Genomic DNA, 12,818 nt, shown 5'->3' with positions numbered 1-12,818 from the left:
GCAGTGATGACGGATCGAAACTCAAGATCGAGATGAAATTGTCAGTACAACAATGGATCAGGCCGGAAATTGCGGCGCTGCAGGCTTACCATGTCGCTGACGCCAGCGGCATGGTGAAGCTGGATGCGATGGAAAACCCGTTTCCTTTGCCGCCGGCTTTGCAGGATGAACTGGGTGCGCGTCTTGGCCGTGTCGCCATTAACCGCTATCCCGACCCGGCCGGTGCCGGCCTCAAGCCACGGCTTAAGGCTGCGTTTGGCATCCCTGATGCGGCGGAAGTCTTGCTGGGCAATGGTTCGGATGAGCTGATTACCCTGATTACCCAGACGCTGGCCCGCCCGGGCGCCAAACTGCTGGCGCTTGAGCCCTCGTTCGTGATGTACCGCATGAACGCCATCCTGTCCGGCATGGACTATGTCGGCGTCCCCTTGAATGCCGACTTCAGCCTGAACCTGGCCGCCACGCTGGACGCGATTGCGGTGCAGCAGCCGGCGGTCGTCTTTCTGTCCTACCCGAATAATCCGACCGGCAACCGCTATCCGCGCGCGGCGGTCGAAGCGATTATCGCCGCCGCACCGGGGCTGGTGGTGGTCGATGAGGCCTATCAGGCTTTTGCCGACGACAGCTGGATGGCGCAGGCCGGTACCGTGCCGAATCTGCTGGTTTTGCGCACCGTGTCCAAAGTGGGCCTGGCCGGCATCCGTCTGGGATATGCTGCCGGCCATCCTGCATGGCTGGCTGAAATCGACAAGGTGCGTCCGCCTTACAATATCAATGTGCTGACGCAGGAAGCGGCCCATTTCGCGCTCGACCATCTGCCGCTATTCGATGAACAGGCCAGGATCCTGCGCGCCGAGCGCACGCGTCTGGCCGCGGCGCTTGCCGCCTTGCCGCAGATGACGGTGTTTGCCAGCGAGGCCAACTTCATCACCTGCCGTTTGCCGGGGGCTTTGGCCGTATTCGAGGCGCTCAAGGCGGACAAGATCTTGATCAAGAAACTGGATGGCGCCCATCCGCTGCTTCAGGACTGCCTGCGCTTGACCGTCGGCAGCCCGCAAGAGAACGATGCGCTGCTGGCCGCCCTTTACGACATTCTGAGCTGAACCATGCGTACCGCGACTGTTACCCGTAATACTTCCGAAACGCAGATCACCGTCTCGCTGAATCTTGACGGCAGCGGCATCGGCCGCTTCGAGACCGGCGTGCCCTTTCTTGACCATATGCTGGACCAGATTGCGCGTCACGGCCTGATCGACCTCGATATCCATGCGGTCGGCGACCTGCATATCGATGCCCATCACACGGTAGAAGATCTGGGCATTACGCTGGGTCAGGCTTTTGCCCGCGCCATCGGCGACAAGAAGGGCATACGCCGTTATGGCCATGCTTATGTGCCGCTGGACGAGGCCTTGTCCCGTGTGGTGATTGATTTGTCCGGTCGCCCGGGTCTGGTTTACAACCTTGATTTCACCCGCGCCTGCATCGGCAGTTTCGATGTCGACCTGTTTTCCGAGTTCTTCCACGGTTTCGTCAACCACAGCATGGTCACGCTGCATATCGACAATCTGCGCGGGATCAACAGCCACCATCAGGCCGAGACCGTGTTCAAGGCCTTTGGCCGTGCGCTGCGCATGGCGGTCGAGTTCGACGAGCGCATGGCCGGGCAGATGCCCTCGACCAAGGGGACCTTGACGGCATGAAGGTCGCCATTATCGATTACAGCATGGGCAACCTGCACTCGGTGTTGAAATCGGTGCAGGCAGTCAGCGACAGCGGCACCGAAGTTTTTTTGACCTCCGATCCGGATCGTGTGGTCAAAGCCGACAAGGTGGTGTTTCCCGGACAAGGCGCGATGCCGGACTGCATGCGCGAACTGCGCGCCCACGGCCTGGCCGAGGCAGTGCTGGAAACCACGCGCAGCAAGCCGTTTTTCGGCATTTGCGTCGGCGCCCAGCTCCTGTTTGAACACAGCGCCGAGGGGGGTACCAGCGGGCTGGGCATTTTCCCGGGCCATGTGCTGCGCTTTGGCCATGACTTGCACGATGCGCACGGCGAGCGCCTGAAAGTGCCGCATATGGGCTGGAACCGCGTGTTTCAGACCCGGCCGCACCCCCTGTTTGCCGGCATCGAAGACGGCGAGCGCTTCTATTTTGTCCACAGTTATCACTTTGCGCCTGACGATGCGGCCTTGACGCTGGCCGAGAGCGAGTATCCCGAACGGTTTTCCTGTATCGTCGGGCGTAACAATATTTTTGCCACGCAGTTCCACACCGAAAAGAGCCACCGCGCAGGGCTTCAGATGATGAAGAACTTCCTTGCCTGGGATGGCTGTGTTTAACCTTCTGTAGATGAATGCATCATGTTGCTGATACCCGCTATCGATCTTAAAGACGGCCAATGCGTACGCCTGAAGCAGGGCGTGATGGACGACGCGACCGTGTTTTCCGATGACCCGGTCAAGGTCGCGCTGCACTGGCGCGATGCCGGTGCCGAGCGCCTGCATCTGGTTGACCTCAACGGTGCTTTTGCCGGCAAGCCCAAGAATCGCGGCATCATCCGCGATATTCTGGGTGCGGTCGGCAAGGATATGGTGGTGCAACTGGGTGGCGGCATCCGCGATCTGGACACCATCGAGGCTTATCTCGATATGGGCCTGAAGTATGTGATTATCGGTACGGCTGCGGTGAAAAACCCGGGCTTTCTGCACGATGCCTGTGATGCCTTTCCCGGCCACGTCATTGTCGGCCTGGATGCCAAAGACGGCATGGTCGCCATCGATGGCTGGGCCAAGGTGACGCCGCACAAGGTGATCGATCTGGCCAAGCGCTTCGAGGACTATGGCGTGGTGTCGGTGATTTACACCGATATCGGTCGCGACGGCATGATGAATGGTGTCAATGTCGACGCCACCGTCAAGCTGGCACAGGCGCTGACCGTGCCGGTGATCGCTTCGGGTGGCCTGACCAATCTGGATGATGTCCGTGCCCTGTGCGCGGTACAGGCCGAGGGTATCGAAGGTGCCATCACGGGCCGTGCCATCTACGAAGGCAGCATCGATTTTGCCGAAGCGCAAGCGCTGGCGGACGAGTTGTCGGACTGACAGACGGCGGGGTGGGGAGTAGAGGGCAGGGAGTAGGGCGTGATGGGGAGTGGGGAGTAGGGAGTAGGGAGTAGGGAGTAACGTCCCCAGCTCCCAGCTCCCAGCTCCCGGTTCCCCGCTCCCAGCTCCTAGCTCCTAGCTCCTAGTTCCCCGCTCCCCAGCCCCTACTCCCCACTCTCCACTCCCTATTCACCTCCCACCCTTCCCGGTTCTACGCCCATGCTCGCCAAACGCATTATTCCCTGTCTCGATGTCAACGCCGGCCGTGTGGTCAAGGGCGTCAATTTCCTTGGCTTGCGTGATGCCGGCGATCCGATCGAGATTGCGAAACGCTACAACGATCAGGGTGCCGACGAGCTGACTTTTCTTGATATCACCGCCAGTTCCGACGAGCGTGATCTGATTTTGCATGTGATCGAAGCGGTCGCCGATCAGGTCTTTATTCCGCTGACAGTGGGAGGCGGCGTGCGTAAGGTCGATGATATCCGCCGTCTGCTGAATGCCGGTGCCGATAAGGTCGGCATCAATACGGCGGCCATCACCGATCCCGATCTGGTGCGTGAGGCGGCCGCGCGTTTCGGTTGTCAGGCCATTGTGGTGGCGGTGGACGCCAAGGCGGTCAATGCCGACAACAGCCGCTGGGAAATCTTTACTCACGGCGGACGCCGCGCCACCGGCATCGATGCGGTCGAGTGGGCGGTCAAGATGGCCGATTATGGCGCCGGTGAAATCCTGCTCACCAGCATGGATCGCGACGGAACCAAGGCCGGCTTCAATCTGGCACTGACGCGTGCGGTCGCGGATGCCGTGTCGGTGCCGGTCATTGCCTCCGGCGGCGTCGGCAATCTGCAGCATCTGGTCGATGGGGTCACCCAGGGCAAGGCCGATGCGGTGCTGGCGGCCAGTATCTTTCACTTCGGCGAGTACACGGTGCGTCAGGCGAAAGAGGCCATGCGCGCGGCGGGGATAGAGGTGAGGTTGTAGGCAGGGAGTAGGGAGTAGGGAGTCACACCACTCACCGCCTTTTACTCCCCACTCCCAATTCTCTACTCCCCAAAAAGGAACACGCAAATGACTCAAGACACGAACTGGCTGGATGAAATCAAGTGGGATGCGGCGGGGCTGGTGACGGCGATTGCGCAGGATGCGCGCACCCAGCGCGTGCTAATGGTCGCATGGATGAACCGCGAAGCGTTGCAGCTGACCGCAGACAGCGGTATTGCGCACTACTACAGCCGCTCGCGGCAGAAGTTGTGGAAAAAAGGCGAGGAGTCCGGTCATTTGCAAAGCGTGCACGAACTCAGGCTGGATTGCGACGGGGATGTGGTGGTGTTGCAGATCGAGCAGGCCGGCGGTATCGCCTGCCACACTGGGCGCGCCTCCTGTTTCTACCGGCGTTTCGAGCAGGGTGCTTGGGTGAGTGTGGATGCGGTATTGAAAGACCCTGCGGCCATTTATGCGGCGGGAAACTGAGCGGCAGTTTGATCCGGCGCAAAGCTAGGGTTTTTCCTTATCAAGTTTTCGTAAATTTGCAATAAAATCGACTTATACTTTGGCCGATTCTTCTTGAGGGCAGTCTGATGATCAACACCGAGATACTCAGTCATCTGGCTGATACGCTGGAAGCGCGGCGCGAAGCCGCCGCCGGGTCGTCCTATGTGGCGTCCTTGTTCAAGCAGGGCGAGGATGCGATCCTGAAAAAAGTGGCCGAAGAAAGCGCGGAAGTGCTGCTGGCCGCCAAGGATGGCGATCGTCTGCATCTGGTGCGTGAAATGGCGGATCTGTGGTTTCACAGCATGGTGTTGCTGGCCCATCACGGCCTGCGCCCCGAAGACGTATTGATGGAACTCAAGCGGCGCGAGGGCATCTCGGGCCTGGATGAAAAATTGGCGCGCAAGCCGCAACCATAAACCCCGGGAGTGATGCAGTGAGCGACTGCCTGTTTTGCAAGATTGCGGCGGGAGAGATTCCGTCGAACAAGGTGTATGAAGACGAAGACTTCCTCGCTTTTCACGATATCCGCCCGATTGCACCGGTGCATTTTTTGATCATTCCCAAGCTGCACGTTGCCAGCCTGGCTCAGTGCGATGCCTCGCATCAGGCCTTGTTGGGGCGTATGCTGCTGCTGGCACCGCAGCTGGCGGCCGAGCAGGGCATGGCCGACGGTTTCAAATGCGGCATCAACACCGGTGTCGGTGGCGGACAGGAAGTGTTCCATCTGCACCTGCACGTATTCGGCCACAAGGCCTGAGCATATTTAATCTGCACGTCTGCCAGCATGGCGGCGTGCCATACATTTTTTAAGGTAGAGTCATTATGGGTTCCTTCAGCATCTGGCATTGGTTGATCGTTCTGGTGGTTGTCGTGCTGGTTTTCGGCACCAAGAAGCTGCGCAATGTGGGCGAAGATCTGGGTAGCGCGGTCAAGGGCTTTAAGGACGGCATGAAAGAGGGCGACGACAAGAGCAAGACGCCGGAAGCCGGCCGCGTGATCGATGTCGACTCCGATACCGACAAGAAATAAGCGCGCTTAGCCGTGTTTGAAATCAGCTTTGGCGAAATCATCCTGATCAGCGTGGTGGCGCTGGTGATACTGGGGCCTGAACGCCTGCCGGCCGTGGCGCGCACGCTAGGTGCGCTCATCGGGCGCGCGCAGCGTTTTGTCTCCAGTGTGAAGGCCGATGTGCAGCAGCAGGCGGCGGATAGCGGCTTGTTGGGTATCTCGCAGGACATCCGCGGCGCAGCCGACAGCTTCCGCTCGCAGATGCAGGAGCAGGTGGACGAGGTCAAAAACGTGGTGGCCGAGCAGCAAAATGCGCTGCACGAGGTGGCCAGCAGCGCGGCCGCGCCATTTGACGAGGCCCGCCGCAGCCTGCATCCGGATGTGGCACTGGCGCCCGCTGCCGATACCGATCCGCATGAGCTGATTGCTGCCGCGCACCGCGATGATGCAGATGACACTTTGCCGCTGGTCAATGATAAGCAGCTTGACCTGTTTGATCCTCCCGCGTCGGCGCCAGCCGACAAACCCTCCGCATAACGAGCATCAATGACTGAACAGCCGTTGCTTGCGCATCTGATCGAGTTGAGAAACCGACTGGTGCGCGCCGCAGCCGGCATCGTGATCGTATTTATCGCCCTGTTCCACTGGGCGGGGGATATTTATCACCTGCTGGCCAAACCGATGATGGACGTGCTGCCTGCCGGTGCGCAGATGATAGCCACCGACGTGACCGCACCATTTTTCGTGCCGGTCAAGGTCACCATGCTGGTTGCCTTCCTGATTTCCCTGCCCAATACCCTGTATCAGGTATGGGCTTTTATTGCGCCCGGCCTGTATCAGCACGAGAAAAAACTGATTGTGCCGCTGGTGGTCTCCAGTGTGCTGCTGTTTTTTATCGGCATGGCCTTCGCTTACTATCTGGTGTTTCCGGTGGTGTTCGGCTTTATGAGCGCGGTGACGCCGACCGGCGTCGCCATGATGACCGATATCGATAAATACCTGTCTTTTGTACTGGGGATGTTTGTCGCCTTCGGCGTGACGTTCGAAGTGCCGGTGGTGGTGATTGTGCTGACGCGCATGGGTATTGTCAGCGTGGAGCAGCTGCGCCAGGGCCGGCCTTATGTGATTGTCGGTGCTTTTGTGATCGCCGCCATTGTCACGCCGCCGGATGTGCTGTCGCAGATCATGCTGGCAGTGCCGCTATGGCTGCTGTACGAGTGCGGCATTCTGCTGTCGGTTTTTCTGGGCAAAGCGCCAGAGCCTGGCAGCAAGGAGCCGACATGAAGCAGAGCTGGTTTCATTGGGGCGCCATTGTCAGCCTGATCGCGCTGATCCTGCTGAATCTGGGTTGGGAGCTGTGGTGGGCGCCGCTGCGCGAAGGCGGCTCATGGCTGGTACTTAAGGCCGCGCTTTTGCTGCTGCCTCTGCCTGGCATCCTTAAAGGGCGGGTCTATACCTACCAGTGGTCGTGCATGTTCATTCTCGCCTTCTTTGGCGAGGGGGTGATGCGCGGCTGGGGCGATAGCGGCCTGAGCCAGCAACTGGCCTGGGGTGAAATCGCGCTGAGCAGCCTCTATTTTGTATCGGTATTGATGTTTATCCGCTGCGGCCGTCCGGCTGCCGCACCCGCGACGTCTTAATCCCGCCAGGCCCTTGCGGCCTGGCTTTGTTTTCCCTTATCCCCCTCTCATTTCCCGTGCTGAATTTGGCTGGCCATGCGTCGTCATGGCGGGTATCTGTTGCGCCAGAAATAACAGAGTCATTAAAAAGCCACGGTGCTAAATTTATTTGGGTTATTATTACGTGAAACTATAGTTAATACATAAAACTCTATATGAGCATGAGTCGTATCCCGGCTCAGAGGTTATCATGGCTTATCACGGCGCATCTTCTTCCAGCGATAGTGGCGGCTTTAGCCAACAGGCTACCCACCTCGATCCCTTACTCGACTGTCTGTTTTCCCTGGCGCGCGGCTTTGGCCTGAATGCGACGCGCGAGTCGCTGCTGGCCGGCATCCCGCTGGCCGATAACCGCCTGTCGCCCTCGATGTTTGCCCGCTCGGCGCGGCGCATCGGCCTCGCGGCCCGGGTGGTGCGCCAGCCGCTGGCCAGCCTGCGCAGCGAACTGTTGCCGGCGGTGTTGTTGCTGGAAAACAACGATGCCTGCATCTTGCGTAGTGTCGATGGCGACAAGGTGGCGGTCAGCTATGCCGAATTGCCGGATGCGGTGGTCGAGCTGTCGCTGGCCGAGCTGGATGCGCGTTATGCCGGCATCGGCATTCTGGTCAAGCCGCGTTTCCAGTATGAGAAGCGTGCCCCCGAGCTTGCCCATATCCGCTCGCGCCACTGGTTCTGGCAGACGGTCTTCGCCAGCTGGCCCCTGTATCGCGACGCTTTGATGGCGGCCTTCCTGATCAATGTGTTTGCGCTGGTCTTCCCGCTGATTTCGATGAATGTGTACGACCGGGTGGTGCCGAATATGGCGACCGACACCTTATGGGTGCTGGCCATAGGCGGGGCGCTGGTGCTGATTTTCGATTTCCTGCTCAAGCTGTCGCGCGGCTATCTGGTCGATCTGGCCAGCAAGCGCGTCGATGTCACCTTGTCGGCGCTGATTATGGAGCGGGTGCTGGGCATACGCATGGAGGCGCGCCCGGCATCGGTCGGCGCATTCGCCGCCAACCTCAGGGCATTCGAGACCATACGCGACTTTATCGCCTCGGCCTCCATTACCGCGCTGATCGATCTGCCGTTCTTGCTGGTCTTTATTCTGGTGATTATGTGGATCTCGCCGATGATGGCCATTCCGGTGGTGCTGGGCACCGTGGCCATGCTGCTGTTTACCCTGCTGGTGCAGGGCAAGATGCAGGAAATGGCGGAAACCACCTTGCGCGCCGCTTCGCAGCGCAATGCGCATCTGGTGGAAAGCCTGTCCAATCTGGAGACGGTCAAGGTGCTGGCGGCCGAAGGCGAGCTGCAAGGGCGCTGGGAGCAATCGACCCTGTTTTTGGCGCAGGTGGGCTCGCGCCTCAAGCTGCTGGCCTCGTCCACGCAGAACTTTGCCGGCTTGATCCAGCAACTGGTTTCGGTCGGCATGCTGGTGATGGGGGTGTACCAGATCATGGCCGGCAATGTGTCTATGGGCGGGGTGATTGCGGCGGTGATGCTGTCCGGCCGCGCCATGGCGCCGCTGGGGCAGGTGGTGGGGCTGATGACGCAATACCACAATGCCAAGACGTCCCTGGCTTCGCTCGACGGCTTTATGAAAATGCCGGTCGAGCGCGAGAAGGATGCCAGCTTCTTCCATCGCACCCATTTCAAGGGTGAAATCGAATTCAAAAACGTCAGCTTCAGCTACCCGGCCAACCCGATGGTGGCGTTGAGGGATGTCTCGTTCAGTATCCGCGAGGGCGAGCGGGTGGCGATTATCGGCCGCGTCGGCTCGGGCAAGAGCACCTTGCAAAAGCTGATTCTGGGTTTGTTCCAGCCAAGCGAAGGCGCGATCCGCGTCGACGGCATCGACATCAAGCAGATTGATCCGGCCGAATTGCGGCGCAATATCGGCTATGTACCGCAGGACGCGGTCTTGTTCTACGGCAGCATGCGGCAGAATATCGCCATGGGCTCGCCACATGCCTACGATGCCAGCGTCGCGGCCGCCGCCGAGCAGGCCGGGCTGACCGGCTTTATCAACAGCCATCCGCAGGGCTTCGACATGCTGATTGGCGAACGTGGCGAGTCGCTGTCCGGCGGGCAGCGCAAGTCGGTCGCCATTGCGCGGGCCTTATTGAATGCCCCGCCCATCCTGCTGCTGGATGAGCCGACCAGCAATATGGACCACACCTCGGAGTCGCAGATACGCGCAACCCTGAAGACCATTTTGCCGGGCAAGACGCTGATTCTGGTGACCCATAACAACAGCCTGCTGGATCTGGTCGACCGCCTGATCGTAATCGATCAGGGACGCATCGTGGCGGATGGCCCTAAGGCGCAGGTGGTGGAAGCCTTGCAGCAGGGTCAAGTCGGGAGGGCCGCGTAATGGACTGGAAAACACGTTTCAAAACCTGGAGTGAACGCGGCCAGGCTAAGACGGCACCCTACTGGGACCGGCTGATGGACTGGGCGGCGGCCAAGGATATTGCCGACCGCAACGATTTTGCCGCCGATGCGGACTGGGCCATTCTCGAGCAGCAGCCGCAGCGCCCGCGCCTGTTTATCTGGCTGATGGCGGCGGTGTTTGTGGTGGCGATTTTGTGGGCGGCGCTGTCCAAGGTGGATGAAGTCTCGCGCGGTGAAGGCAAGGTGGTGGCCTCGGGTCAGAACCAGCACTTGCAAAGTCTGGATGGCGGAGTGGTGTCGGCGATTATGGTGAAAGAAGGCCAGATCGTGAACAAGGGCGACTTGCTGCTTAAAGTCGACAACACGCGCTTTGTGTCGTCGCTGCGCGAAAACCAGGCGCAATACCTGTCGCAGCTGGCCAAATCGGCGCGGCTCAAGGCCATTGCCTCCGGCCAGCCTTTTGTGATGCCGGACGAAGTCACCCAGCGCGCACCCGATATCGCGCGTCAGGAGCTGGAACTTTACAACTCGCGCCGGCTGGAGCTGGACGCCAATGTCTCGATTGCACGCCAGCAACTGGCGCAGCGCACACAGGAGCTGAACGAAGCGCGTGCCCGGCGCGAACAGGCGGCACAGGGCTTTGAGCTGACCAATCGCGAATTGAGCGTGACCCGGCCTTTGAAGGCAACCGGCGCGGTATCCGATGTCGACTTGCTGCGTCTGGAACGTGATGTGTCGCGCTACCGTGGCGAGCGCGATATGGCCGGCGCGCAGATTCCGCGCATTCAGGCCGCGATCAGCGAGGCGCAGCGCAAGATTCAGGAAGTTGAGCTGGCGTTCCGCAATCAGGCCAGCATCGAGCTATCGGAGACCATGGGCAAGATGGGCAGCCTGTCCGAGGGCAGCGTCGGGCTGGAGGACAAGGTTAAACTGTCCGAAATCCGCAGCCCGGTGCATGGCGAGGTCAAGCGCTTGTTTACCAATACCATAGGCGGCGTGGTGCAGCCGGGTAAGGACATCGCCGAAATCGTGCCGTTGAATGAATCGCTGCTGCTGGAGACGCGCATCACGCCGCGCGATATCGCTTTCCTGCGCCCGGGCCAGCGCGCCGTGGTGCGCTACACCGCCTACGACTTCACCATCTATGGCGGCATGGAAGGTGTGCTCGAAGGCATCGGCGCCGACACCATTACCGATGAAAAAGGCAATGCCTTTTATATCGTCAAGGTGCGCACCAAGGGCTCGCGACTGGGCGAGGCCAAGCTACCGATTATTCCGGGCATGGTGGCGCAGGTCGACATCATGACCGGCAAGAAATCCATCCTGTCCTATATGCTCAAGCCGGTGCTGCGCGCCAAGGCCGAAGCATTAAGCGAGCGTTGAATCATGCCCATTTTGCTTTTGACCCTGAGTGAAGCCCTGGCCGACAGCTGGCGCACGGCACTGGGGCGCGCGCACTGCTGGCGCGTTGCCGACGTGGCCACATTGGCGGACAGCCTGCAGGACGGCCAGCTGGTACTGGCCGATCTGGTCTTGCCCGGCATCGAGGCGGCGAATTGGCCTGCCTTATGCCGCCAAGGCCGGGTGATTGCCATGAGCTCAGACCCCGACAACGGCGAAGGCCTGCGCTGGCTGCAACAGGGCGCGGCCGGCTATGCCCATGCCTATTCCACCGCCGATTTGCTGCAACAGATTGTCAGCACGGTAAAGACCGGCTCCAGCTGGGTCGGGCGCGATCTGTTGGCGCTATTGTGCGGCCAGTTGGGCAGCAAGTTGCCCGATTCGGGGCAGGAGGCCTGGCGCAGTCAGGTCACCGCGCGCGAAGCCGAGGTCATCGCCGCGCTCAAGCGCGGCATGGCCAACAAGGAGATCGCCCGCGAACTCGATATTGCCGAGCGCACGGTCAAGGCCCATCTCAGCAGCCTGTTTCATAAATTCGGCGTCGACGACCGCCTGCAGCTCCTGCTCAAGCTGGCCTGAATAAGTTTGGCGCGCCGGTAGGAGCGGCTTTAGCCGCGATACCTTGAAAATCCCGGGCCCTGATCCCGGGATTTTCAATCCCGTTCCGAGTTCCTGTCTCCGTTTAACCACACTGCCCTTAAGTACAATATCTACGCCATAGCCAAACCCTTAACCTGACAACATCAGCATATTGTCACTTGGGGTTTATCATGGCGAATCAGGCACAGGGTCAGGTTGTTTCCATTCAGGGCATGGTTAAGGCGATTGCCGCCGACGGCAGCATCCGCCAGCTCAAGGCCGGCGATGTCATTCTTGCTGGCGAGCGTATCGAACTGGCACAAGGCGCCGCGCTGGCCTTCTCCCGTCCCGACGGTCAACTGGTCAATCTGGATGGTGGCCGCACCGTTCTGCTGGCCGAAGAAACCCTGCTGCCCAATGCCGTTGACGCCAGCGAAGCCCGCATCGCCCCGCTGAATGCCGAGGCCGAACGCGTCATCGCCGCGCTGAACAATAACCAAGACCCGCTGAATGTGCTGGAAGAAACCGCCGCCGGCCTCACCGGAGGCGGCACCAATGATGGCGGCTTCGGCTTTGTGCGCCTGGAGCGCGTTGTCGAAGTGCTCAACCCGTTAAGCCTCGAGCGCCAGAACATAGAAACCCGCGAGATTCCGCGTATTGAGGGGACGCAAGGCGGCGTTGCCGCTGAGGCCGGATTGCCGCCGGACACGACCGCGCCGACCATCAGCGTCATCGCACCGGACAACAGCAACGACAGCACACCTACGATTACCGGCAAGACCGATGCGCCAGTTGGTAGCACCGTCACCCTGGTGGTGACCGATGCCGCAGGCAACAAGCAGACGCTGACCACCACCGTGAAACCGGATGGCAGTTACAGCGTGGATGTGAAAGATCCGTTGGCCGAAGGCAGCTACAAGGCCGAAGCCAGCGTGACCGACCCGGCCGGCAACAAGGGCAACGCACAGGACAATGGCAGTGTCGACACGACCGCGCCGACCATCAGCGTCATCGCACCGGACAATACCCAAGACACCACCCCGACCCTCAGCGGCAAGACCGATGCGCCAGTTGGCAGCACCGTCACCCTGGTGGTGACCGACGCCAAGGGTAATCAGCAAACGCTGACTGCCACCGTGAAGCCGGACGGCAGCTACAGCGTGGACGTTGAAAAGCCA

The 12,818-nt window shown here is 60.3% G+C and carries 15 protein-coding genes and 1 pseudogene; all 16 read left to right on the top strand.

Features of this window, described 5'->3' with window-relative positions:
* Positions 1-32: 32 nt before the first annotated feature.
* A complete protein-coding gene (gene hisC, locus M3P88_RS08060) occupies positions 33-1,103 on the top strand; it encodes a histidinol-phosphate transaminase (RefSeq protein WP_249615542.1) in 1,071 nt (356 codons plus the stop codon).
* Positions 1,104-1,106: 3 nt separating this feature from the next.
* A complete protein-coding gene (hisB, locus tag M3P88_RS08055; RefSeq protein WP_249615541.1) occupies positions 1,107-1,700 on the top strand; it encodes an imidazoleglycerol-phosphate dehydratase HisB in 594 nt (197 codons plus the stop codon).
* Positions 1,697-2,338, top strand: coding sequence for an imidazole glycerol phosphate synthase subunit HisH (gene hisH, locus M3P88_RS08050; protein ID WP_249615540.1), 642 nt, complete (start codon positions 1,697-1,699; stop codon positions 2,336-2,338). The genes hisB and hisH overlap by 4 nt, the downstream gene beginning before the upstream one ends.
* A gap of 21 nt (positions 2,339-2,359) precedes the next feature.
* Positions 2,360-3,100, top strand: coding sequence for a 1-(5-phosphoribosyl)-5-[(5-phosphoribosylamino)methylideneamino]imidazole-4-carboxamide isomerase (gene hisA, locus M3P88_RS08045; protein WP_249615539.1), 741 nt, complete (start codon positions 2,360-2,362; stop codon positions 3,098-3,100).
* A gap of 219 nt (positions 3,101-3,319) precedes the next feature.
* Positions 3,320-4,084, top strand: a complete 765-nt coding sequence (gene hisF, locus M3P88_RS08040; RefSeq protein WP_249615538.1) for an imidazole glycerol phosphate synthase subunit HisF — start codon at positions 3,320-3,322, stop codon at positions 4,082-4,084.
* Between the two features lie 87 nt (positions 4,085-4,171).
* Positions 4,172-4,573 carry a phosphoribosyl-AMP cyclohydrolase gene (hisI, locus tag M3P88_RS08035; protein WP_249615537.1) on the top strand — a complete coding sequence of 134 codons (402 nt, stop codon included), beginning with the start codon at positions 4,172-4,174 and terminating at the stop codon, positions 4,571-4,573.
* Positions 4,574-4,680: 107 nt separating this feature from the next.
* On the top strand, positions 4,681-5,010 hold the full coding sequence (locus tag M3P88_RS08030) for a phosphoribosyl-ATP diphosphatase (RefSeq protein ID WP_220789313.1): 330 nt from the start codon (positions 4,681-4,683) through the stop codon (positions 5,008-5,010).
* Between the two features lie 17 nt (positions 5,011-5,027).
* Positions 5,028-5,351, top strand: coding sequence for a histidine triad nucleotide-binding protein (locus tag M3P88_RS08025; RefSeq protein WP_249615536.1), 324 nt, complete (start codon positions 5,028-5,030; stop codon positions 5,349-5,351).
* Between the two features lie 65 nt (positions 5,352-5,416).
* A complete protein-coding gene (gene tatA, locus M3P88_RS08020; protein WP_249615535.1) occupies positions 5,417-5,623 on the top strand; it encodes a Sec-independent protein translocase subunit TatA in 207 nt (68 codons plus the stop codon).
* 12 nt (positions 5,624-5,635) lie between these two features.
* Positions 5,636-5,780 (top strand): annotated as a pseudogene (locus M3P88_RS16075) (Sec-independent protein translocase subunit TatA/TatB); the annotation flags it as partial.
* Between the two features lie 368 nt (positions 5,781-6,148).
* Positions 6,149-6,886 (top strand): twin-arginine translocase subunit TatC, encoded by a 738-nt coding sequence (tatC, locus tag M3P88_RS08010; RefSeq protein ID WP_249615533.1) that lies wholly within the window; start codon positions 6,149-6,151, stop codon positions 6,884-6,886.
* Complete coding sequence (locus tag M3P88_RS08005) at positions 6,883-7,242, top strand: DUF2069 domain-containing protein (protein ID WP_249615532.1); 360 nt, start codon at positions 6,883-6,885, stop codon at positions 7,240-7,242. Before tatC ends, M3P88_RS08005 begins: the two co-directional genes overlap by 4 nt.
* A gap of 229 nt (positions 7,243-7,471) precedes the next feature.
* On the top strand, positions 7,472-9,640 hold the full coding sequence (locus M3P88_RS08000; protein ID WP_249615531.1) for a type I secretion system permease/ATPase: 2,169 nt from the start codon (positions 7,472-7,474) through the stop codon (positions 9,638-9,640).
* Complete coding sequence (locus tag M3P88_RS07995; RefSeq protein WP_249615530.1) at positions 9,640-11,043, top strand: HlyD family type I secretion periplasmic adaptor subunit; 1,404 nt, start codon at positions 9,640-9,642, stop codon at positions 11,041-11,043. The genes M3P88_RS08000 and M3P88_RS07995 overlap by 1 nt, the downstream gene beginning before the upstream one ends.
* A gap of 3 nt (positions 11,044-11,046) precedes the next feature.
* Positions 11,047-11,640, top strand: coding sequence for a helix-turn-helix transcriptional regulator (locus M3P88_RS07990; RefSeq protein WP_249615529.1), 594 nt, complete (start codon positions 11,047-11,049; stop codon positions 11,638-11,640).
* A 191-nt stretch (positions 11,641-11,831) separates the two neighbouring features.
* Positions 11,832-12,818: retention module-containing protein (locus tag M3P88_RS07985; protein ID WP_249615528.1), on the top strand; the 987-nt coding region annotated here is incomplete at its 3' end.

The sequence above is a fragment of the Craterilacuibacter sp. RT1T genome, assembly GCF_023502145.1.
Lineage (GTDB): Bacteria > Pseudomonadota > Gammaproteobacteria > Burkholderiales > Chromobacteriaceae > Craterilacuibacter.
Note: the sequence above shows the minus strand (reverse complement) of the source record. Positions and strands in the feature narration are given on the sequence as shown.

Excerpts from the sequence above, each read along its gene's own strand:
- hisC (WP_249615542.1), top strand. The coding sequence starts at position 33 with ATGAAATTGTCAGTACAACAATGGATCAGGCCGGAAATTGCGGCGCTG.
- M3P88_RS07995 (WP_249615530.1), top strand. The coding sequence starts at position 9,640 with ATGGACTGGAAAACACGTTTCAAAACCTGGAGTGAACGCGGCCAGGCT.
- M3P88_RS08030 (WP_220789313.1), top strand. The coding sequence starts at position 4,681 with ATGATCAACACCGAGATACTCAGTCATCTGGCTGATACGCTGGAAGCG.
- hisB (WP_249615541.1), top strand. The coding sequence starts at position 1,107 with ATGCGTACCGCGACTGTTACCCGTAATACTTCCGAAACGCAGATCACC.
- hisA (WP_249615539.1), top strand. The coding sequence starts at position 2,360 with ATGTTGCTGATACCCGCTATCGATCTTAAAGACGGCCAATGCGTACGC.
- hisF (WP_249615538.1), top strand. The coding sequence starts at position 3,320 with ATGCTCGCCAAACGCATTATTCCCTGTCTCGATGTCAACGCCGGCCGT.
- tatA (WP_249615535.1), top strand. The coding sequence starts at position 5,417 with ATGGGTTCCTTCAGCATCTGGCATTGGTTGATCGTTCTGGTGGTTGTC.
- hisH (WP_249615540.1), top strand. The coding sequence starts at position 1,697 with ATGAAGGTCGCCATTATCGATTACAGCATGGGCAACCTGCACTCGGTG.
- M3P88_RS08000 (WP_249615531.1), top strand. The coding sequence starts at position 7,472 with ATGGCTTATCACGGCGCATCTTCTTCCAGCGATAGTGGCGGCTTTAGC.
- M3P88_RS08005 (WP_249615532.1), top strand. The coding sequence starts at position 6,883 with ATGAAGCAGAGCTGGTTTCATTGGGGCGCCATTGTCAGCCTGATCGCG.
- tatC (WP_249615533.1), top strand. The coding sequence starts at position 6,149 with ATGACTGAACAGCCGTTGCTTGCGCATCTGATCGAGTTGAGAAACCGA.
- hisI (WP_249615537.1), top strand. The coding sequence starts at position 4,172 with ATGACTCAAGACACGAACTGGCTGGATGAAATCAAGTGGGATGCGGCG.
- M3P88_RS07990 (WP_249615529.1), top strand. The coding sequence starts at position 11,047 with ATGCCCATTTTGCTTTTGACCCTGAGTGAAGCCCTGGCCGACAGCTGG.